A 21,086-nucleotide genomic window follows, 5' to 3' on the forward strand; every position below is an offset into this window, starting at 1 on the left:
CGCACGAACCCGTGGGAAGGGAGAGCAGCCGTGACGGCCGCAGTGAGCAGCAGCGTGACCACCTCGACCACCGGGGCGGGCATTTTCGACAGCTACCACGGTCTCGTCCAGTCGATCCAGGAGGACGCGGAGAGCGAGGGCGAGAAGGTCCTCGACGTGGCGATCAACGCGGCCGGCGTGGTCGCCGACACCGTCGCGTTCGCGATGGATCCGCTGGCCGGCCTGCTCACCGCGGGCGTCGGCTGGTTGCTTGAACACGTCAGCTTTCTGCGTGAGCCACTGGACATGCTGCTCGGCAACCCTGAGGAGATCCAGGCCAATGTGGATAAGCTGAAGACCTACGCCGCCAACGTCAGGTCACTCGCGGACGCGCACAGCCAGGACATGGCGAACTTCCAGGACTGGACGGGACAGGCGGCGGACGCCTTCCACAGCAACATGGACCGGCTCGGCGGCGAACTGGCGTCGCTGGCGGATACCGTGGAGGGTACCGCGACGGTGGTCGCGGTTTCCGGCGTGCTGGTGACCACGCTGCGCTCGATCGTCCGTGACATGATCGCCTCGCTGATTGCCGAGTTGATCGAGGGCGCGCTGATCGCGGCGGCCTCCGCCGTGGTCACCTTCGGCGCCTCGATCGCCGGTTTCATCGGGTACGCGGTCGGGCGCGCGGCCGCGCTCGGCGCGAAGATCGCCGGCAAGATCAGCAAGCTGATCGCCGGAATGGCCCGCCAGGGCTCCCGGCTGGCCAAGCTCGGCCAGGCCATGGGCGAGTTGGCCAAGAACCTCGGCCGGTTCGCCATGATCGCCGGGGTCGGCAAGAGCGTCTACGACGCCACCAAGCCCGGCCAACCCGACCTCGACACCGGCTCCGGCGACGACGGCTCCGGCGAGAACGGGTACGGCGAGAACGGGTACGGCGAGAACGGGTACGGCGAGAACGGGTACGGCAGCGACGGTGCCGACCGGGCGGGTTACCCGGCGGCGCAGGCACCGTCCGGGCAGTACCCGCAGCAGTCCCGCGTGGACGGCGAGCCGCTGCGCCACGTCAAGATGGACCGCGCCGCAGCCGAACCGTACCTCCGCGTCGGCGTCGAAGTGCCGCCCGACCGGGGGGCGACCGCATTCCAGAACTTCGGGCCCCGCCCGGGTGAGCGGGAGTCAGGAGACAACCCGCGATGAACGTGCACGTCCCGCATCCCACCCACACCAGTCCTCACGCGCCTGGCAAGCCGCCCGTCCCGCACCCGCTGGCCGGCTCCAAACCCACCGATACCGAGAGCCGACCGCCGCGCACCGGGCAAGGCTCGGAGCCCGGCGGCCACGGCTCCGGACGCCCGCACGACAGCACGGGACCCGGCGGCAAGCGCGTCGGTGTCAACACCGACTCCCTGCACCGCGTCGCCGGCAACCTGGACCACACCTCCCGGGAACTGCACAGCATCGCCGCCGGCATCAGCGGCATCAACGTCGGCCCGACCAGCTTCGGCCTCCTCGGCCAGGGATTCGCCGTGGGCACCAGCCAACATCTCCACAACACCCAAGCCGCCACCAGCCACGCCGCCAAGAACGTCGGCCTTGCCGCCACCGCCACCAGGAAGACCGCGGAGGACTACCGCGGCGTCGAAGACCACAACGCGAACACCTTCCACGGCATCAACCCGGACGGCCGGCCCGCCCCGAATCCCCACGGCGGAGACGGCACGGCGCCGAGTTCGGCGGGCACGACCACGCCATCCGGCTACCACGCGCCCAAGGACCCGCCGGGTGCGGCACCGACCACGCCGCGCCACGACAACCCCGCCGGCGGCGGCACCCACCAGCCGCCGACGCTGCCCACCAGCGCGTCCCCGGCCACGACCCGCTCCTCGACGGGAACCCGCAGGGGCAAGGGCCCCGCCAAGACCGGCGGGGGGAAGAAGCCTTCGGACCCGCCCGGCCCGAGCAAGAACAACCAACCTCCCGGCGGCGGGCGCGGTGGGCGCGGCGGTGGCGGCGGAAGTGGCGGCGGCCGTCCGGGTGGCGGTGATCCCGGCGGCAGCGGCGGCGGTGGTGGCGGCGGCGGCAGCCGCGATCACCGGCCGTTGGGCAGGTACAACGGGGTGGACGTCAGCGTCGACAGCCACCAGAACAAGCACCACACACGCCCGATCTTTCCCGGCGAGCTCAATAACTACACCGGTGCGCCCGGAGCCAAGTTCCCCCACAACGTGCGGGAGGAATGGCACCAGAACTACTTCGCCCACGAGGTGTCCAGGCTCACCCATCAGGAGGTCCAGCGACTCGAGGGAGAGGCCCACCACTACCGGCAGCAGGCCGACAACCTCAAACCACAACTCGAGGACGCGCGTCGGCAGGCGGAGATCGCGGACATCCGGGCGAACAACATGCAGCACCGGGCCGACGTCGCCCGGCAGAAAGGGTGGCCGGACGCGGACCATCTCGAGAGCGAGGCGCGGCGACTGGCCGCCGAGCGAGACGCCTTCCGCCGGGACACGCTCGGTCCCCTGGAGCGGCAGTACGAGCAGGCCGACAGCAGGGCGGCCGCCGCGGAGCGCAAGCTCAACGGCGACGAGGCGTTCTCACCGTCGAAGGACACGCAGAGGGACGGCGTGAAGTACGACATCACCGCCAGAAAGAACCCCGAGACGGGCCAGTGGGAGGCCGTTTACCACAACAACCCGGACACCAGCCGACGGGACCAGGGAAACGATGAACGGGCCGGCCAGCCGGGCAGGTCCTGGTGGGACGGCTACGGAAGGGACATCGGACGGAGCCGTCCCGATCTACCGGGCTTCAACTAGTGAGCCGGTGGCCGGCTCCCTCCCCACGGAGGTGCAACCGGCCCACGAGTGTCGAACCCGTCGGCGGCGGGCCCGGCCACAGCGGTCGGCGGCGAGCGTCCACCGTGACCTTCGCCGCCGGCCGCGGCGCCGCTTTCACCACCGCCGACGTCGCCACGGGACACGGCGCTGTCTGCTGGCTCACACAGTGCGCCAGGTCATGCGGGCCGCGCAGCTGGCAGGGCTAGCATCCGTCAGGTCAAGGACCCGTATGGACGTACTGCAACGTTTTTCGGGCCAAGTCCCACCAGTGACGTTGGAGGCCGTACACCATGGCCAGCAGCAGCGCCCCGGCGGCGGGCGCCCCCGAGCGGGCGGGCGGCTCGCACGGCGGGACGCTCTACCGCGGCGACCTGGGCATGTGGTCGTGGGTGGCGCACCGGATCACCGGCGTGCTCACCTTCTTCTTCCTGTTCGCGCACGTGTTGGACACCGCGCTGGTGCGGGTCTCGCCGAACGCCTATGACAAGGTCATCGAGACCTACAAGAACCCGGTGGTCAACCTGCTCGAGGTGGGTCTGGTCGCGGCCATCCTGTACCACGCGCTGAACGGGATCCGGGTGATGCTGGTCGACTTCTGGTCCAAGGGGCCGAAGTACCAGCGCCCCATGCTGTGGGGAATCGTGGGCATCTGGCTGGTGGTCATGGTCCCCGGCGCCTACTTCATGCTGGAGCGCACCCTGCACACGCTGTTCGGGGGCAACTGATGGCCACCACCGCACCGAACTCCTCGCTGGTTCTGGACAAGCCGCACGCGCCCCGCCGGCCGGCCGCCCGCCGCAGCAACTTCGAGCTCTACGCCTGGCTGTTCATGCGGCTGTCCGGCCTCGCGCTGATCGTGCTCGTGCTCGGCCACCTGTTCATCATGAACATCCTCGACGGCGGCGTGCACCGAATCAACTTCGCGTTCGTCGCCGGCCGGTGGTCCTCGCCGTTCTGGCAGTTCTGGGACCTGGCCATGCTCTGGTTGGCCCAGTTGCACGGCGGGAACGGGCTGCGCACCGTGATCAACGACTACGCGCGCAAGGACACCACCCGGTTCTGGCTGAAGATGCTGCTCTACACGTCGATGGTGGTCATCGTCGGCCTCGGCACGCTGGTGATCTTCACCTTCGACCCCAACATCAGCCGGTAACCGGACGACAAGAGGCTTCTCATGCAGTTCCACAAGTACGACGTGGTGATCGTCGGGGCCGGCGGCGCGGGCATGCGGGCGGCGATCGAGGCCGGACAGCGCACCCGGACGGCGGTGCTCACCAAGCTCTACCCCACCCGGTCGCACACCGGCGCGGCGCAGGGCGGCATGTGCGCCGCCCTGGCCAACGTGGAGGAGGACAACTGGGAGTGGCACACCTTCGACACGGTCAAGGGCGGTGACTACCTGGTCGACCAGGACGCCGCGGAGATCATGTGCAAGGAGGCCATCGACGCCGTCCTCGACCTGGAGAAGATGGGCCTGCCGTTCAACCGCACGCCGGAGGGCAAGATCGACCAGCGGCGGTTCGGCGGGCACACCCGGGACCACGGCAAGGCCGCGGTGCGTCGCTCCTGCTACGCGGCCGACCGCACCGGCCACATGATCCTGCAAACGCTCTACCAGAACTGCGTCAAGCACGGCACGGACTTCTTCAACGAGTTCTACGTGCTGGACATCTCGCTGGTCGACACGGACGAGGGTCCGACGTGCAACGGCGTGGTGGCCTACGAGTTGGCCACCGGCGAGCTGCACGTGTTCCAGGCCAAGGCGGTCATCTTCGCCACCGGCGGCGCAGGCAAGATCTTCAAGACCACGTCCAACGCGCACACACTCACCGGCGACGGGCTGGGCATCATCTTCCGCAAGGGCCTGCCGCTGGAGGACATGGAGTTCTTCCAGTTCCACCCGACCGGCCTGGCCGGCCTCGGCATCCTCATCTCCGAGGCGGTCCGCGGCGAGGGTGGCATCCTGCGCAACGGCAACGGCGAGCGGTTCATGGAGCGCTACGCGCCCACCATCAAGGACCTGGCGCCGCGCGACATCGTGGCCCGCTCCATGGTGCTGGAGGTGCGGGAGGGCCGCGGCGCCGGCCCGAACAAGGACTACGTGCTGCTCGACGTGACCCACCTCGGCGAGGAGGTGCTGGAGTCGAAGCTGCCGGACATCACCGAGTTCTCCCGCACCTACCTCGGAGTGGACCCGGTGAAGGAGCCAGTGCCGGTCTTCCCCACCTGCCACTACGTGATGGGCGGCATCCCCACCAACGTGCACGGGGAAGTGTTGCGGGACAACGAGAACGTGGTGCGCGGGCTGTACGCGGCCGGCGAGTGCGCGTGCGTCTCGGTGCACGGCTCGAACCGGCTGGGCACCAACTCGCTGCTGGACATCAACGTGTTCGGCAAGCGCGCCGGGATCGCCGCCGCCGAGTACGCCGCCGCGCACGACCACGTGGACCTGCCGGACGACCCGGCCGCACTGGTGCGGGGCCAACTGGAGCAGTTGCTCTCCGAGCACGGCAACGAGCGCGTCGCGGACATTCGCACCGCCCTGCAGTCCACGATGGACGCCAACGCGTCCGTGTACCGCACCGAGGACACGCTCAAGCAGGCCCTGCACGACGTGCAGGCGCTCAAGGAGCGCTACCAGCACATCACCGTGACCGACAAGGGCAAGCGGTTCAACACCGACCTGCTGGAGGCCGTGGAGCTGGGCTTCCTGCTGGAACTGGCCGAGGTGCTGGTGCAGGGCGCGATCGCGCGCAAGGAGTCCCGCGGCGGGCACGCCAGGGAGGACTACCCGAACCGCGACGACGTGAACTTCATGCGGCACACCATGGCCTACAAGATGGGCGAGGGTCTCGCCGCGGACATCCGGCTGGACTACAAGCCCGTGGTGCAGACCCGTTACGAGCCGATGGAGCGGAAGTACTGATGACCGCGACGCAAGAGCAGACCACCTCCGCCGCCGGCTCCCGCGGTAGCCAGCCCCCGGTGCCGGACGGCGCGGTCACGGTCACGCTGAAGATCCTCCGGTTCAACCCGGAGGTCGACGAGGAGCAGCACTGGCAGTCCTTCGACGTGCCGGCGCTGCCCACCGACCGGGTGCTGAACCTGCTGCACTACGTCAAGTGGTACCTGGACGGCACGCTGACGTTCCGCCGGTCCTGCGCGCACGGCGTGTGCGGCTCGGACGCGATGCAGCTCAACGGGGTGAACCGGCTCGCGTGCAAGGTGCTGGTGCGGGACCTGCTGGCGCCCAAGGGCAAGCCGACGACCATCACCGTGGCCCCGATCAAGGGCCTGCCGGTGCGGAAGGACCTGGTCGTCGACATGGAGCCGTTCTTCGAGGCGTACCGGGCGGTCAAGCCGTACCTGATCACCTACGGCAACGAGCCGACCCGGGAGCGCATCCAGTCGCCGGCCGACCGGGCCCGCTTCGACGACACCACCAAGTGCATCCTGTGCGCGGCGTGCACCACGTCCTGCCCGGTGTACTGGAGCGAGGGCTCCTACTTCGGACCGGCGGCGATCGTCAACGCGCACCGGTTCATCTTCGACAGCCGGGACGAGGGCGCCGAGGAGCGGCTGGACATCCTCAACGACCGCGAGGGCGTGTGGCGCTGCCGCACCACGTTCAACTGCACCGACGCCTGCCCCCGCGGCATCCAGGTGACCAAGGCCATCCAGGAGGTCAAGCGCGCGCTGCTGTTCCGCCGCGTGTGACGGGGCTTGTGACGGAGAGCACGGCACCGCCCGGGTGGGGTCCAGAGGGACCCGCCCGGGCGGTCCTGTCCCGGCTACGAGCGGCTCGACTCGGTGTGCTCTCCGCCACCTTCGCGGGAAGAAGCACGTCGGCGGTGCTACCTGCCGCCTCCGCGGGAGGAAGCACGTCGGCGGTGCTACCTGCCGCCTCCGCGGGAAGAAGCACGTCGGCGGTGCTACCTGCCGCCTCCGCGGGAAGAAGCACGTCGGCGGTGCAGCGCCAGCAGACCGCGCACGCCGATCACGCCGATCGCGGTGCCCAGCGCCACCGACACGACCGTGAGCACCAGGTGCACCGTGAAAAACCCGGTCGGGCTACCCGTGGCATCCCACGATCGAGGGTCCATCCAGACGTTGCGCATGAAGTTGGGCCAGATCACCCAGGACCACACCGCGAAGGCGAGCAGGAACAGCGAGGCGCCTCGGGACAGCTTCACACGGGCAGTATCCGACGTGGCGACTGTCGACCTTCATGGCGGGGTGGCTAGCCTGCCTTCCGTGCCCCTCACCGCTCGACGGTCCACGATTGCCCTCGTTCTGTCCCTGTGCGCGCTGGTGGCGGCCGTGGCGGCCAGCCCGGCCGCGGTGGCGACGGCGCGGCCGAGGCAGCCCACGGACGCCAGGATCGCCGCCGGAGCGCCCGCACCGAACTGCCCCAACCAGGAGGCACCCCCGCCCGCGGTGGACACCTCCGAGCAGCCCCCGCCCGGGGTCCGCGGCCCGAGCCCGCTGCCGATTCCCGAGCAGCCGATCGGGGGACCGCGGATGGGTGAATGCGGTCTCGTGTTGCCCGCGGGCGCCAAGCCGCCGCCGAACGCGCTGTTCGGCTCCTGGGTGCTGGCCGATCTGGACAGCGGCGCCGTGCTCGCCGCCAAGGACCCACACGCCCGGCTGCGCCCCGCGTCGCTGATCAAGGTGCTGCTCGCCCTCGTCGTGGTGCGCGAACTCAAGCCGGACATGGTGGTCACCGCGATCGACGAGGACGCCAGGCAGGAAGGCACCCGGGTCGGCCTGGTCCCCGGCGTGCCCTACACCGTCGACCAGTTGCTGCACGGGTTGGTGATGGGTTCGGGCAACGACGTGGCGCACGCCCTGGCCCGGCAGCTCGGCGGCGTGCCGCGCACGCTGAACAAGATGAACGCACTGGCCAGGCAGCTCGGCGCGATGGACACCCGGGCCGCCACCCCGTCCGGCCTGGACGGCCCGGGGATGAGCACCTCGGCGTACGACGTCGCGGTGATCTTCCGCACCGCCATGCAGGACCGCGAGTTCGCCGACGCGGTCGCCACCCGCCGGATCGACCTGCCCGGCGGCCCCGGCAAGCCGCCGTTCGCGCTCTACAACGACAACCCGCTGCTCACCAGCTACCCCGGCGACCTGGGCGGCAAGACCGGCTACACCGACGACGCCAACCACACCTACGTCAACGGCGCGCAGCACGGCGCCGACCGGCTGTTCATCGTCGGACTGAACGGCAACATGCACCCGGTCAGCGCGATGTACGCGCAGGCCAAGCCGCTGATGGACTACGCGTTCGAGTTGAAGGCGGCGAACAGCGCCCCGGTCGGCCAGCTGGTCGACCGGGGCATGGTGGAGTCCGGCACCAACGCGGCGAGCGCCGGCGAGCAGGGCGCGGCTCGAGCCGCCAACCTGCGCGCCGCCAACCAGATGTCCAGGGCGTTCGGCAACGTCGGTGGCCCGCTCACCGCGGTCGCCGGGGTGTTCCTGCTGCTGGTGCTGGTGATGTGGTGGCGGAGGCGGCGGGCCCGGCTGGCCCGGCTGGCCAACGCGGAGCGGCCCACCGAGGTCATCCGGACCCAGGCGCCATAACGCTAGCGGCGCCGGCGGGAGCCGCGGCACAGCAGCAGGCCGGCGAGCACGCCGAGGCCGAGCAGTCCGGCGGCGGTGCGGCCGTCCGGCCCGGACCGCACCCGCACGATCGGCCGGATCACCGCCGGCGGGGGCGGCGGCACCGGGCGGAGCAGCACGTTCTCCCGGGCGGTGGCCATCCACGCGGTCACGTAGAGCAGGAAGCGGGCGACCAGGTTGGCGAACACGAGAACGCCCAGAATCGGCCCGAACGCGGCTCCGGCCGGCGAGCCGGTCACCGCGCGCAGGTAGACCGCGCCGAGCTGCTTGAGCACCTCGAAGCCGACCGAGGCCACCAGCGCGCCGCGCATCGCGCTGCGCAGCGTCACCGGCTCGCGCGGCAGCCGGGTGAGCGCGTAGAGGAAGAGCAGCCAGTTGGCGGCGAGGGCGAGCAGCACGGTCAGCACCAGCAGCAGCGCCCGCGCCCAGCCGGAGCCCGCCAGCCCGGCCCAGCGCAGCACCGTGGCGCCGGCACCGGTGCCGGTCGCGGTCAGCCCGAAGCACACCGCCAGGGCGACGCCGAGCGCGACCAGCGCCGCCAGGTCCCGCAGCGCGGTGCGCAGGAACGGCAGTTGCGGGCGCTCCTGCCCCCACTGCGCGGTCAGCGCGTCGCGGACGTTGCCCATCCAGCCGATACCCGAGTACCCGGCGACCAGCAGGCCGATCACGCCGACCGCCTCGCGGGAGGCGATCGCCTGGTCCACGATCCCGTTCACCTCGGCGCCCAGCGTGCCCGGCACCGTCGCGGTGATGCTCACCCGGAGCTGGTGCAGCAACTGCGGCTGGCTGGCCAGCACGAAGCCGGTCACCGAGAACGCGATCATCAGCAGCGGGAACAGCGAGAGCACGCTGAAATACGCGATCGCGGCCGCGTAGTGGTTGCCGTAGTGGAGGTTGTAGGAGTCCGCCGCCCGCTTCAGGTGGTCCAGCCAGGGGTACCTGCGCCGCAACCGGTCGAACCGCGCCTCGGCCTCCTGGACGCGCTCGGCCACGCGCCGGGTCGGGTTGACCACGCCAGGACGTTAGCCATCCTGCCGATCAAGCCGCAATTCGGGGTGGCCTCACTCCGCGCGCGGCAGGAACCCGACCCGCTCGTACACCTGGCGCAGGGTCGCCGAGGCCACCTCGCGGGCCCGCTCCGCGCCCCGCGAGAGCACCTTGTCCAGCTCGGCCGGGTCGTCCAGGTAGGACCGGACCTGCTCGCGGATCGGGGTGAGGAAGTCGGTGAGCACGGCGGCCAGATCCTTCTTCAGGTCGCCGTAGCCCTTGCCCTGGTAGTCCCGCTCCAGGTCGGCGACCGTCCGGGCGGTCACCGCGGAGTAGATCACCAGCAGGTTGCTCACCCCGGGCTTGGTCTCCGGGTCGTAGACGATCTCCCGGCCGGTGTCGGTGACCGCGGAGCGGATCTTCTTCGCGGACACCTTGGGGTCGTCCAGCAGCTCGATGATCCCGGCGGGCGACGAGGCCGACTTGCTCATCTTCGCGCCGGGTTCCTGCAGGTCGTAGATCTTCGCGGTGTCCTTGACGATGTGCGCGCCGGGCACCACGAAGGTCTTGCCGAACCGGCTGTTGAACCGCTGCGCCAGGTTGCGGGTGAGTTCCAGGTGCTGCCGCTGGTCCTCACCCACGGGCACGGCATCCGCCTGGTAGAGCAGGATGTCCGCGGCCTGCAGCACCGGGTAGGTGAACAGGCCGACGCTGACCCGGTCGGCGCCCTGCTTGGCCGACTTGTCCTTGAACTGGGTCATCCGGTTGGCCTCGCCGAACCCGGTCAGGCACTCCAGCACCCAGGAGAGCTGCGCGTGCTCCGGCACCTGGCTCTGCACGAACAGCGTGGACCGCTCCGGGTCGATGCCCAGGGCGAGCAACTGGGCGGCCGAGCGCCGGGTCCGCTCCCGCAGCAACTTCGGGTCGTGCTCGACGGTGATCGCGTGCAGGTCGGCGATAAAGTAGAACGCCTCGTTGTCCTGCTGCATGTCCACCCAGTACCGGAGCGCGCCGAGGTAGTTGCCGAGGTGGAACGAGTCGGCGGTGGACTGGATACCGGACAGCACGCGCGGCTTGCGGGCGCTACCTTCGCTGGACGTCTGCTGGGTGGACACGTCCCGAATTGTCCCAGGCCGGCGGGGTGGGCCGGCAACGGGGTTTTCCGCCCGGAAGGGGTTACACCTGGGTGGGCAACTGCTCGGCGGCGGTCGCGCCGACGCCGCCGGCGGTGGCCTGCCGGACGCCCTCCGCGGCCCGCTGCCTGGCCTCGGCCGCGCTACGCGCCAGCGCCGCGCGGCGGTGCCTGACCAGGCCGAACACCAGCCCGCCCACGCCGAGCAGGATGGCGATCATGCCGACCGGACCGGTGATGCCCAGGCGCATGTGGGTCTGCACGGCGAACAGCGACGATTCCGGCGCGGCGCTCGCGGTGCCGGTGCCGGCGGCCACCAGGACCGCCACCGTGCCGACAACCGTGCCCATGCTCGCGCTCCACCGGGCCACCAGGCTGCGCACCGGTCCGCCTCCCACAGGGATGACAACATCACACTTCTGGGTGATGCCATGGCTGCCTATGAGCGAAAAAACTACCGAACGTGTCAATACCGGAGGCTGCGCTTCGCAGTCTCGATCTCGACGAGCCAGAGACTAACCCGATCGTGCCGAGACGATCAGGGGGGGTGTCTTTCTCGGCATCCTTCCTGGCAGCGGCGCCGCCGTCACGTCGACACGCCGATCTCGCCGTAGGTGGTGGTGCGCTGCCGGGCCGGGCGGCCGGCGAGCGCGGCGATGCCGTGCAGTTGCTCGGCGGTCCGCGCCGAGCCGTGTTCGGAGCCGGCCATCCGGCTGATGGTCTCCTCCATCAGGGTGCCGCCCAGGTCGTTGGCGCCGCCGCGGAGGATCTCCGTGGTTCCCTCGTCGCCGAGCTTCACCCAGGAGCACTGGATGTTCGGGATCCGCCCGTGCAGGGCCAACCGGGCCATCGCGTGCACCGCGCGGTTGTCCCGGCGGGTGGGACCGGGCCGGGCGATCCCGGCGAGGTAGATGGGCGCGCTGCGGTGCACGAACGGCAGCAGCACGAACTCGGTGAAGCCGCCGGTGTCGTCCTGCACCCGGGCGATGGTGCGCAGGTGGGCCAGCCAGTGCCCGGGGTGGTCGACATGCCCGTACATCATCGTGGACGAGGACCGGATGCCCAGCCGGTGTGCGGTGCTCACCACGTCGATCCAGGTGGACGCGGGGAGCTTGCCCTTGGTCAGCACCCACCGCACCTCGTCGTCAAGGATCTCGGCCGCGGTGCCCGGGATGGTGTCCAGCCCGGCGTCGCGTAGCTCGGTCAGCCACTCGGCCACGCTCACCCCGGCCTTGGCCGCCGCGCTGACCACCTCCATCGGGCTGAACGCGTGCACGTGCATGCCGGGCACCCGGGCCTTGATCGCCCGCACGATGTCGGCGTAGTAGGAGACCGGCAGCTTCGGGTCGATGCCGCCCTGCATGCATACCTCGGTGGCGCCGGCCTGCCATGCCTCGTCCGCCCGGTCGGCCACCTCGGTCACGGACAGCCGGTACGCGTCGGCGTCCCGCTCCCGCTGGGCGAACGCGCAGAACCGGCAGCCCACGTAGCAGACGTTGGAGAAGTTGATGTTCCGGTTGACCACGTAGGTGACGTCGTCGCCGACAACCTCGGCCCGCAACTCGTCGGCCAGCCGGGTCAGCGTCTCCAGCGCCGGGCCGTCCGCGGTGAGCAGGGCCAGCGCGGCATCCGCGTTGGCCTCATCCAGTAGCGCGGCCGGGTCGTCCCCGGCGATCCGCAGCCCCGCCGCGACGTCGCCGGTCAGCCGCTCGGGTGCGCCGACGCGTCGGGTGGTGTCGCGCAGCGCGTCCCAGTCGCCGTAGACGCTGTCGAAGTCGCCCCGACGGTCCGCGCTCCGGCCGGTGGTGTCGATCGCGGTGTGCAGGTCGGCCCGGCCGGTGGTGTCGAACCCGCCGTCCGGTTCCTGCCACGGCCGGCCCTCCGGCACCGTGTCCGCCGCCAGCCCGGTGTCCGGGTCGACCAGCGCGGCGACGTGCTCGGCCAGCCGCACGTCCACCCACTGCCCGGCGGCCTTGCCGTGCACGAACCGGGGGTAGGCGGTGAGCCGCTCGCGGAGGTCGAACCCGGCCTGCTCGGTCCACCCGGTCAGCGCGTCGAGCTGCGGCCAGGGCCGCTCCGGGTTGACGTGATCCGGCGTGACCGGGGAGACGCCGCCCCAGTCGTCGATGCCGGCACGCAGCATCAGGTCGTGCTGGTCGCCGACCAGGTTCGGCGGAGCCTGCACGCTCACCCCGGGCGGCAGCAGCAACCGCGCCACGGCCACGGTGGCGGCCAGGTCGTGCAGGTCGGCGTCGGGCACACCGCGCATCGCGGTGTCCGGCTTGGCCCGGAAGTTCTGCACGATCACTTCCTGAATGTGCCGGTACTGCCGGGCGCTGGCTCGGATGGCGAACAGGGACTCGGCCCGCTCGGTCAGCGTCTCGCCGATGCCGACGAGGATGCCGGTGGTGAACGGCACGCCGACCCGGCCGGCGTCGGCGAGCACCCGCAGCCGCACCGCGGGCTCCTTGTCCGGGCTGCCGTAGTGCGGGCCGCCCGGCTGCGACCACAACCGCTCGGCGGTGGTCTCCAGCATCATCCCCATGCTCGGTGCCACCGGCCGCAGCCGCTGCAGCTCCTCCCAGCTCAGCACGCCCGGGTTGAGGTGAGGCAGCAGCCCGGTCTCCTCCAGCACCGCCACCGCGCACGCGCGCAGGTAGTCCAATGTGGACGCGTAGCCGCGCGCCTCCAGCCACTCCCTGGCCGCCGGCCACCGCTCCTCCGGCCGGTCGCCGAGGGTGAACAGCGCCTCCTTGCACCCGTTGGCCGCGCCCTGCCTGGCGATCTCCAGCACCTCGTCGGTCTCCAGGTACGGCGCGTCCAGCCGGTGCGGCACGGTGGCGAACGTGCAGTAGTGGCAACGGTCTCGGCACAGCCTGGTGAGCGGGATGAAGACGTTCTTGCTGTAGCTGAGCACGCCGGTGCGGCCCTCGGCGGCCAGGTGCGCGTCCCGCACCCGCCCGGCGATCGCCAGCAACTCGTCGAGGTGGTCACCGCGGGCGTGCAGCAGCACGGCCGCTTCGGTGACGTCCAGCGTCGCCCCGTCGCCGGCGCGGCGCAGCGCCCTGCGCAGTGCGGCGTCACTCGGCTTCGGCTCGGGCGGCGTGATGCTGATGTCGCGTGGCACGCCGTCGAGCCTAGGAGCTTGCTCCGATGTGCAGCAGTGTCGTGATTCGGCGCACAGTCCGGTATGTCGTCAATTCCTTCTTGACGACCACGCCGTCGTCAAGCCAGGCTTGACGCATGAGCAGCCCACTCGACATGAACCTCGGCGACCTCATCACCCGCGTCGAGAAGGCCAACCCGCAGGCCACGGCGCTGGAACAGGTCTCGATGGCGCAACTAGTCGCGGACACCCTGGACAACCTCGGCGACCAGCTCGTCGGCCACTTCGTCACCCGAGCCCGCGAGTCCGGCGCCACCTGGAGCCAGATCGGTGACGCGCTCGGGGTGTCCAAGCAGGCGGTGCAGCAGCGCTGGTCGCCCGAGGTGTTCCGGAAGTACACGCCCCGCGCCCGGCACGCCGTCGTGCTCGCCCAGGAACGCGCCCGGGCCCGCAAGCACAGTTACATCGGCACCGAGCACCTGCTGCTCGGTCTGCTCGGCGAGCCGGAGGGGCTGGCCGCCCAGGTGCTCGCCGGCCACGTCGACTCCCTGGCGGAGATCGAGCGCGCCGTGGATGCCGCCATGCCGCCAGGCGGAGAGACCTCGCCCGGGAAGATCCCGTTCACCCCGCGCGCCAAGGAGGCGCTGGAGCAGGCGCACAGCCGGTCCACCGAACTCGGCCACGACTTCGTCGGCACCGAGCACCTCCTGCTCGGCCTGTTCCACGACCCCGGCGGCGTCGCCGCCCGCGTCCTCGCCGACCTCGGCTTCGACTACGACACCGTCCGCGCCGACGTGCTGGCCGGCATCGCCCGGCTGACCGGCAAAGACTGATCCTGGCCCGGCCGCGGGCGCCCGGCGCGCAGCGCCCCGGCCCGGCCAGCCCCAGCGCTCCATCGGCATCAGCCAGGCGGCCTCGCCTGCCCAGATGATCAGGGTGTTACAGATCCAGCGGATGGCTCCAGCGCAGTCGCTTGAAGCGCGCGAAGCCGCGGTCAGCGCTCAGCCAGGTCGCGTTGTGCTCAAGCGCATACGCGGCCAGGTAGGCGTCTGGAATGTCATTGCCACGCGCATCGATGTCGTGCGCGAGTTGCTGGAACAGCGTCCAGTGACGTTCTCCTGCGGCAAGCCTCATCACCGCGGGCGCCGCGAGCAACGCGTCAACCGCCTGCCACGCCTCGTCCGAACTCGCCGGCTCGGTGAAGACCCGACGGTTGGTCATGACTCGTATGAAGCCGCTGAGCACGAGATCCGGCAGACCGAGAGGCTCGTCGTCGTTGGCGAGACGCTCGAGCAACGGACGATATTCCGCATGTTCAGGGAGGTCCGCGCGGTGGGCGTAAACGAGAACGTTGACATCAACGCTGAGCATCGACCGACGTGCCTTCGTCCATCACCTCGGCGAGAGCGGCGTTGGAGGAAAGGTCCACGCCGGACCGAAGGCCTCCGCGGCCTGTCGGCCGGACCGTGTAGCGGGCTCCGGACCGCTGCTCAGGTGGGTTGAGACCACGCCGCACCGCGTCCTCGAGGACCGCGGCCACGGTGCGCCCGGAACGGACGGCCCTCGCCTTCACCTCGCGGTAAAGCTCGTCGTCGATGCGGATCGTGGTTCGCACGTCGACATCTTAGCATCACCCCTGAGCATCAAGATGACGCCATGGCGCAGCATCGCCCATCGAGCCGGGCGCCCAACTCTGCCCTCAGCCGCGCAACGCCATGGCTCGCGGCAGCGCGGCCACCTGTTCCTGGATCGTCGCCAGTTCCATGCAGCCCTCGGCCGTCGTCTGCCCAGTCGGCAGCTGGTGGGCCACGGCGTCCAGTGCCCACTGGGTTTGCCACAGGACGACGGCCAGTTCCGCCCGCGAAGACGTCACGGCCGAAAACTCGCCAAGGTGTGGCGGGCCGGGGGTTTGTCTCGATCCGGTAGGCGTCCGAGTCGGCGGCGCACCGGAGTACCGGGCAAGGTGGCCACCACCGCCGTGGGTACCTGCGGGGGCACGGCAGGCTGGCCACGCCGGGCCCGTGAGCTTCACTGGTACGTCACGGTGACCGGGGCGTGGTCGGACCAGCGGGTGTCGTAGCTGGGGGCGCGTTCCACCACCGCACGCACCGCGCGCTCGGCGAGCCCGGGAGTGGCGACGTGGTAGTCGATGCGCCAGCCGGAGTCGTTGTCGAATGCCCTGCCGCGGTAGGACCACCACGAGTAGGGGCCGGCGACATCGGGGTGCAGGCGGCGGACCACGTCGACGTAGCCGACGTCGCCGAAGACGCGGTCCAGCCAGGCGCGCTCCTCCGGCAGGAAGCCGGAGGACCTGCGGTTGGCCTTCCAGTTCTTCAGGTCGACCTCGCGGTGGGCGATGTTCCAGTCGCCGCAGACCAGCACCTCGCGGCCGCCGGCGGTGGCCTTCTCGCGCAACTCCACCAGGTAGGGCAGGAAGGACGCCATGAACCGCTCCTTCTCCTCCTGCCGGGGTGTGCCGACGTCGCCGCTGGGCAGGTAGAGGCTGGCCACCACCAGCCCGGGCAAGGTGACCTCGACGTAGCGGCCGCTGCCGTCGAACTCCGGGTCGCCGAATCCGATCCGCACCGCGCCGGGCGCCTCGCGGGTAAGCAGCCCGACGCCGTTGCGCCCGCGGACCTCGCAGTGCGCGAACACCGGGTGCCAGCCGTCCGGCTGCCGCAGGTGTCCCGGGAGCTGGTCCAGCTCGGCGCGGGTTTCCTGCAGGCACACCACATCCGCTCGGGTGGCGGACAGCCACTCCACGAAGCCCTTCCTGGCGGCGGCGCGCAGCCCATTGACGTTGACGGTGGAGACGGTCAGCACGCCTCGCAGGCTAACCGCGGCCACCGACAGGCGACCGCCGCGGGCTCAGCAGCGCGCGCCGGGCAGCGGGACGAGGTACCGGCTGGCCGACCAGCGGCCCTCGCCGAGCCGGCGGAAGCCGTTCCAGGTGATCGGGTCGGCGGTGGTGGTCGCGCCGCGCGGGTACGTGCCCACCACCCGCCAGCCGGTGCCCGGGCCGGAGCGCACGTTGAGCACGTCAGCGTCGATGCGAACCTGGCACTGGCCGGCGTCCAGCGCCCGCTCCAGCGCGTCGAACAGGTGGCCGCCGGTGTAGTACCACGCGGCGGCAACGGCGCCCACCACGATCAAGGGTCGGATCGGCAGACCGAACATGACACTCGCCCCCCTGCGAAGTGCCGTAGACCCGGACAATCCGGGCATGTCCGGGATGACCGGAACCAGGCCGGTCCGAAACCGGCCGGACCGAAGACCACCCGACCGGCACGACCGAACCGGCACGATTCGGGGAACGCGGGGGCGGCGGAACGGCCACCACCTCACCCGCGCTCACCCGCGCTCACCCGCGCGAGCGACCCTCGAAGGGTGACCTACTCCCGGCGGAGTGCCGGCTGGTTCACCAGCGGCGACATGCCGGCGGCCTTCTCCAGGGGCGCGCCGGTGCCGGCGGAAGGCGGCGCGGGGACGCGCGGCGGGCCGGGCGCGGTGGGCGGCGCCGGGGTGGTCCGGCGGTGGTGGGGGCGAAGTTCGGAGCGGAACCTGCGCAGCGAGCCGGGGCGCAGGTCGAGCAGCCGGGCGGAGACCTCGTAGCCCGGGCGGGCGACCTTGCCGTACGTCGTGTCGTGGTGGCTGTGCACGCACGCGGCGGCCGAACCCACGAACCCGGCCATGGTCAGCGCACCGGCGCACGCCGCCACGCGGAACCACGAGACCACGACGCCCTCCTCGACACTCGGATGTAGCCCGAACGTAGCGCGATCCTGCCAGCCGTGTGTGAAAGAGGCGTGATCGCCCCCCGGACGGGCGGATACACAAGGGCCGGTCACCACGCTGTGTGACCGGCCCTCGACGGACGCGCGACGTCCTGACCTCAGACGGCGACCTTCTTCTGCAGGTTCTCGTCCAGCGCGTTGAGGAATTCCTGGGTGGTCAGCCACGGAGTGTCGTTGCCGACCAGCAGTGCCAGGTCCTTGGTCATCTTGCCGCTCTCCACGGTCTCGATGCAGACCTGCTCCAGCTTCTCGGCGAAGTCGATGACCTCGGGAGTGTTGTCCATCTTGCCGCGGTGCTGGAGGCCGCGGGTCCAGGCGAAGATGGATGCGATCGGGTTGGTCGAGGTCGGCTTGCCCTGCTGGTGCTGGCGGTAGTGCCGGGTCACCGTGCCGTGCGCGGCCTCCGCCTCCACCTTGCCGTCCGGGGTCATCAGCACCGAGGTCATCAGGCCGAGCGAGCCGAAGCCCTGGGCGACGGTGTCGGACTGCACGTCGCCGTCGTAATTCTTGCATGCCCAGACGTAGCCGCCCTCCCACTTCAGGGCGGCGGCCACCATGTCGTCGATCAGCCGGTGCTCGTAGGTGAGCCCCCGCTCCTTGAACTCGGCCTCGAACTCGTTCTCGAAGATCTCCTGGAACACGTCCTTGAACATGCCGTCGTAGGCCTTGAGGATCGTGTTCTTGGTGGACATGTAGACCGGGTAGCCACGGTCCAGGCCGTAGCGGAACGAGGCGCGGGCGAAGTCCTCGATCGACTTCCGGTAGTTGTACATGCCGAGCGTGACGCCGCCGCCCTCCGGGAACTGGGCGACCTCGAACTCCATCGGCTCGCCGCCGTCGGCGGGGGTGTAGGTGATGGTGACCGTGCCGGGGCCGGGCACCTTGAAGTCGGTGGCCTTGTACTGGTCGCCGTGCGCGTGGCGGCCGACGATGATCGGCTTGGTCCAGCCTGGTACCAGGCGGGGAATGTTGGAGATGACGATCGGCTCGCGGAAGATCACGCCGCCGAGGATGTTGCGGATGGTGCCGTTCGGGCTCCGCCACATCTTCTTCAGACCGAACTCCTCGACCCGAGCCTCGTCGGGGGTGATCGTCGCGCACTTGACGCCCACACCGTGCTTGGCGATGGCGTTCGCCGCGTCGACCGTCACCTGGTCGTCGGTGGCGTCCCGGTGCTCGATGCCAAGGTCGTAGTACTCCAGGTTGATGTCCAGGTACGGGTGGATCAGCTTTTCCTTGATGAACTGCCAGATGATCCGGGTCATCTCGTCGCCGTCGAGCTCGACGACGGTGCCCGATACCTTGATCTTGGCCATGTCGGCGCGGGGCTCCTCTCGCGTTGCTCTCGCGATACCGCAAGTAAGACAAGCGTACTGGTAACTTTTCGTGATCGGTCCCCGAGTTGGGCGACGCTCGACGTGGGAACGCTCACCAGCACGAGGTGGCGCGCCTGCCACGCTCCCCGGGCACGATCACATAGTGTCCTCGCCGGATCGAGTGGATCACGCGCGAGGGGGCGAGGGTGGCGACGGGTCCGACGCACGCCATGAGCGGGTTGCTGGCCTGGAGCGGGGTGTGCCTGGCCGGCGTCTCAGGAACGGCCTCCGGTGCCGTCGGGCACGCCGGCCTGCCGCTGTCCGTGCAGACCTGGGCCGTGGGCGCGGCACTGGCCACCGGGGCGGCCCTGCTGCCCGACATCGACCACCCCGAGTCCACCATCGCCCGCACCTTCGGCGCGGTGAGCGAGGTCGCCTCCCGCGGCATGCACACCCTCAGCCACGCCGTCTACCGGGCCACCCGGACCCGGAAGGACGCCAACCGGCACGGCGGCCACCGTGGGCTGACTCACACCCTGGTGTTCGGCTTCTTCGCCGGGCTCGCCACCATCGCGGTGATCAACGCCAACCAGCGCTGGGCGCTGCCCGCGCTGCTGTTCGTGTTCTGCGGGCTGGCCGTTCGGGGGTTGCTGCACGAGTGGACGCCGCGCGGCGACGCGCTGGCGGTGACCCTGGTCACCGCCGGGCTGACCTGGGTCTGCTGGCGCTGGCTCACCCCGCTCGCGCCCGGGCAGGCGGAATGGTGCGGCATCGCGGTGATCACCGGATGCGTGGCGCACTACCTGGGCGACGCGATCACCGAGCAGGGCTGCCCCATGCTGTGGCCACTGCCGGTGCTGGGCAAGACGTGGTTCCCGGTGGCGCCGCCGAAGGCGCTGCGCATGCGCACCGGAGGCAGCGTGGAGCTGATGGTGGTGCTGCCCGGGCTGAGCCTGCTCGCGGTGTGGTTGACCGCCGCCACCCTGCACCGGCTCGGCATGCTGCCCTGGCTGGACCGGTTCTCGCTGCTCCCGACCTGAGGGCACCCGCCGGGACGGGTGCGGCGCGTCGGGCACGGGGATGCGCGGGCCACCGGCGGGTGACCGCATATCGTTGCCGCGCAGGCGCGGTGCCGGAGGTGGGCGGGGAGCGTGCGCGTGGTCGACTACTACGAGCTGCTCGGCGTGGAACGTGGCGCGTCCGCGGCGGAGATCAGGTCCGCCTACCTGGCGAGGGCGAAGGCCGCGCACCCGGACGTCGGTGGCAGCACGGAGCGGTTCCACCTGCTCCAGCAGGCGTACCAGACGCTGCGTGACCCGGCGCGCCGCGCCGAGTACGACCGGGCCACCGCACGGCTGCGGGCCGCGTCCGCCGGCGTACGGCCGCGGCCGGTGACCGTGCCGGTGCCGCGCACCGCCAGCCGCCGGCGGGACTTCGGCGACGACCCGGACTTCGTGCCCGTGCTGCCCCGGCTCAGCCGGGAGGCCGTCGCGTGGTGGCACGCGGTCGAGCCGGACGACCCGGTGCACTACCTGCCACGCACCGGCCCCGGCCGGGTACCGATCGCCGCCAGCCTCGGCGGGTGGCTGGTGCTGGTGGCCGCGGTGCTCGCGATCGACCTGCCGCTGCCGCTGCTGCTGATCTGCCTGGGGCTGCTGGTCGCCGGCGCCGGCGCGCTGTTCGCGCTGCTCCGGCGGCACCTCGCGGACGCCCGCTCGGCGCGGGCGTTCGTCGCCGAGTTCGGCGGGCGCCTGGTGTTCGGCCGGCCGGGCACCGAGGTGGCCGAGCGGCTCACCGCCCGGCTGCTGGGCGGCTACCTCACCGCACTGCCCGGCGTCCGGATCTTCCACGGGCTGGCCCTGCCCGGCTCGGTGTTCGCCGACGTGGACCACGCCGTGCTGTGCGGGCGGCGGCTGGTGCTGGTGGAGTCGAAGCGGTGGCTGCCGGGGCACTACGCCGCGGACGGCGCCGGCGGGCTGTGGCGCAACGGCCACCCGTTCCGCGGCGGCGCGATCCGGCTGCCCAAGGCGGTGGACGCCTACCGCGCGCTGCTGCCCGGCGTCGAGGTGCGCGGGGTGGCGCTGGTCCATCCCAGCCGACCGGGCGAGATCACCACCGACGAGTCGGCCGAGGCGCCGGTGCCGCCGATGCACGCGGAACGCTTCGTCCGGGAGGTGGGGGCGTGGCTGGCCGCCGAACCCGCCACCGTGGACCGTGACGCGTTCCGTACCGTCCTCGGCCAGGTGGTGTCGTAGCGAGGGCGGCCGCGCCGCCGCGCCAGCATGGTCGGGACCGGCGTGGTCC

At 71.0% G+C, this 21,086-nt stretch carries 22 protein-coding genes; 10 read left to right on the top strand and 12 right to left on the bottom strand.

Translation table 11 applies throughout. The features are described 5' to 3' along the window. Positions 1-30 precede the first annotated feature (30 nt). The 6 genes from FFT21_RS04165 to FFT21_RS04190 all read left to right on the top strand — a co-directional run bounded on the left by FFT21_RS04165 (position 31) and on the right by FFT21_RS04190 (position 6,539). Positions 31-1,179 carry a WXG100 family type VII secretion target gene (locus tag FFT21_RS04165; RefSeq protein ID WP_137812411.1) on the top strand — a complete coding sequence of 383 codons (1,149 nt, stop codon included), beginning with the start codon at positions 31-33 and terminating at the stop codon, positions 1,177-1,179. After that, on the top strand, positions 1,176-2,801 hold the full coding sequence (locus tag FFT21_RS04170) for a hypothetical protein (RefSeq protein WP_137812412.1): 1,626 nt from the start codon (positions 1,176-1,178) through the stop codon (positions 2,799-2,801). Before FFT21_RS04165 ends, FFT21_RS04170 begins: the two co-directional genes overlap by 4 nt. A 311-nt stretch (positions 2,802-3,112) precedes the next feature. Beyond that, positions 3,113-3,547, top strand: coding sequence for a succinate dehydrogenase, cytochrome b556 subunit (gene sdhC, locus FFT21_RS04175; protein ID WP_137812413.1), 435 nt, complete (start codon positions 3,113-3,115; stop codon positions 3,545-3,547). Continuing rightward, positions 3,547-3,975 carry a succinate dehydrogenase hydrophobic membrane anchor subunit gene (locus tag FFT21_RS04180; RefSeq protein ID WP_137812414.1) on the top strand — a complete coding sequence of 143 codons (429 nt, stop codon included), beginning with the start codon at positions 3,547-3,549 and terminating at the stop codon, positions 3,973-3,975. Before sdhC ends, FFT21_RS04180 begins: the two co-directional genes overlap by 1 nt. A 21-nt stretch (positions 3,976-3,996) precedes the next feature. Beyond that, positions 3,997-5,748 carry a succinate dehydrogenase flavoprotein subunit gene (gene sdhA / locus FFT21_RS04185; protein ID WP_137812415.1) on the top strand — a complete coding sequence of 584 codons (1,752 nt, stop codon included), beginning with the start codon at positions 3,997-3,999 and terminating at the stop codon, positions 5,746-5,748. Beyond that, on the top strand, positions 5,748-6,539 hold the full coding sequence (locus tag FFT21_RS04190; RefSeq protein ID WP_137812416.1) for a succinate dehydrogenase iron-sulfur subunit: 792 nt from the start codon (positions 5,748-5,750) through the stop codon (positions 6,537-6,539). The genes sdhA and FFT21_RS04190 overlap by 1 nt, the downstream gene beginning before the upstream one ends. 215 nt (positions 6,540-6,754) lie before the next feature. On the opposite strand, the gene FFT21_RS04195 is transcribed toward FFT21_RS04190, so the two are convergent. Further along, entirely contained in the window at positions 6,755-7,015 is a 261-nt protein-coding gene (locus FFT21_RS04195) for an SCO4848 family membrane protein (protein WP_137812417.1), read from the bottom strand. Positions 7,016-7,076: 61 nt separating this feature from the next. Between FFT21_RS04195 and FFT21_RS04200 the strand changes: the two genes are divergently transcribed. After that, entirely contained in the window at positions 7,077-8,408 is a 1,332-nt protein-coding gene (locus FFT21_RS04200) for a D-alanyl-D-alanine carboxypeptidase family protein (protein WP_225978079.1), read from the top strand. 2 nt (positions 8,409-8,410) lie between these two features. Here FFT21_RS04200 and yhjD read toward each other — a convergent pair whose 3' ends face one another. The 4 genes from yhjD to FFT21_RS04220 all read right to left on the bottom strand — a co-directional run bounded on the left by yhjD (position 8,411) and on the right by FFT21_RS04220 (position 13,693). Further along, positions 8,411-9,460, bottom strand: coding sequence for an inner membrane protein YhjD (gene yhjD, locus FFT21_RS04205; RefSeq protein WP_225978080.1), 1,050 nt, complete (start codon positions 9,458-9,460; stop codon positions 8,411-8,413). A 48-nt stretch (positions 9,461-9,508) separates the two neighbouring features. Next, on the bottom strand, positions 9,509-10,549 hold the full coding sequence (trpS, locus tag FFT21_RS04210) for a tryptophan--tRNA ligase (RefSeq protein ID WP_137812419.1): 1,041 nt from the start codon (positions 10,547-10,549) through the stop codon (positions 9,509-9,511). A 61-nt stretch (positions 10,550-10,610) separates the two neighbouring features. Then, a complete protein-coding gene (locus tag FFT21_RS04215) occupies positions 10,611-10,916 on the bottom strand; it encodes a hypothetical protein (protein ID WP_225978081.1) in 306 nt (101 codons plus the stop codon). Positions 10,917-11,152: 236 nt separating this feature from the next. Next, complete coding sequence (locus tag FFT21_RS04220) at positions 11,153-13,693, bottom strand: bifunctional FO biosynthesis protein CofGH (protein ID WP_137812421.1); 2,541 nt, start codon at positions 13,691-13,693, stop codon at positions 11,153-11,155. 116 nt (positions 13,694-13,809) lie between these two features. On the opposite strand from FFT21_RS04220, the gene FFT21_RS04225 reads away from it, so the two are divergent. Further along, positions 13,810-14,505, top strand: coding sequence for a Clp protease N-terminal domain-containing protein (locus FFT21_RS04225; protein ID WP_137812422.1), 696 nt, complete (start codon positions 13,810-13,812; stop codon positions 14,503-14,505). Between the two features lie 106 nt (positions 14,506-14,611). Here the strand turns inward: FFT21_RS04225 and FFT21_RS04230 are convergent, their stop codons facing one another. The 7 genes from FFT21_RS04230 to FFT21_RS04255 all read right to left on the bottom strand — a co-directional run bounded on the left by FFT21_RS04230 (position 14,612) and on the right by FFT21_RS04255 (position 18,782). Next, entirely contained in the window at positions 14,612-15,043 is a 432-nt protein-coding gene (locus FFT21_RS04230) for a type II toxin-antitoxin system VapC family toxin (protein WP_137812423.1), read from the bottom strand. Further along, entirely contained in the window at positions 15,030-15,287 is a 258-nt protein-coding gene (locus FFT21_RS04235) for a ribbon-helix-helix protein, CopG family (RefSeq protein WP_137812424.1), read from the bottom strand. The genes FFT21_RS04230 and FFT21_RS04235 overlap by 14 nt, the downstream gene beginning before the upstream one ends. Before the next feature lie 84 nt (positions 15,288-15,371). Further along, positions 15,372-15,545, bottom strand: coding sequence for a hypothetical protein (locus tag FFT21_RS28745; protein WP_153816532.1), 174 nt, complete (start codon positions 15,543-15,545; stop codon positions 15,372-15,374). 155 nt (positions 15,546-15,700) lie between these two features. Further along, a complete protein-coding gene (locus FFT21_RS04240) occupies positions 15,701-16,495 on the bottom strand; it encodes an exodeoxyribonuclease III (protein ID WP_137812425.1) in 795 nt (264 codons plus the stop codon). Between the two features lie 45 nt (positions 16,496-16,540). Next, positions 16,541-16,816, bottom strand: a complete 276-nt coding sequence (locus FFT21_RS04245; protein WP_137812426.1) for an SH3 domain-containing protein — start codon at positions 16,814-16,816, stop codon at positions 16,541-16,543. 248 nt (positions 16,817-17,064) lie between these two features. Next, positions 17,065-17,409 carry a hypothetical protein gene (locus FFT21_RS04250; protein WP_137812427.1) on the bottom strand — a complete coding sequence of 115 codons (345 nt, stop codon included), beginning with the start codon at positions 17,407-17,409 and terminating at the stop codon, positions 17,065-17,067. Between the two features lie 155 nt (positions 17,410-17,564). Continuing rightward, complete coding sequence (locus tag FFT21_RS04255; protein ID WP_137812428.1) at positions 17,565-18,782, bottom strand: NADP-dependent isocitrate dehydrogenase; 1,218 nt, start codon at positions 18,780-18,782, stop codon at positions 17,565-17,567. Positions 18,783-18,988: 206 nt separating this feature from the next. On the opposite strand from FFT21_RS04255, the gene FFT21_RS04260 reads away from it, so the two are divergent. Further along, a complete protein-coding gene (locus tag FFT21_RS04260) occupies positions 18,989-19,822 on the top strand; it encodes a metal-dependent hydrolase (protein ID WP_137812429.1) in 834 nt (277 codons plus the stop codon). A 111-nt stretch (positions 19,823-19,933) separates the two neighbouring features. Next, positions 19,934-21,037 carry a J domain-containing protein gene (locus tag FFT21_RS04265; RefSeq protein WP_137812430.1) on the top strand — a complete coding sequence of 368 codons (1,104 nt, stop codon included), beginning with the start codon at positions 19,934-19,936 and terminating at the stop codon, positions 21,035-21,037. Positions 21,038-21,086: the final 49 nt, after the last annotated feature.

The sequence above is a fragment of the Gandjariella thermophila genome, from assembly GCF_005405885.1.
GTDB classification, from domain to species: domain Bacteria; phylum Actinomycetota; class Actinomycetes; order Mycobacteriales; family Pseudonocardiaceae; genus Gandjariella; species Gandjariella thermophila.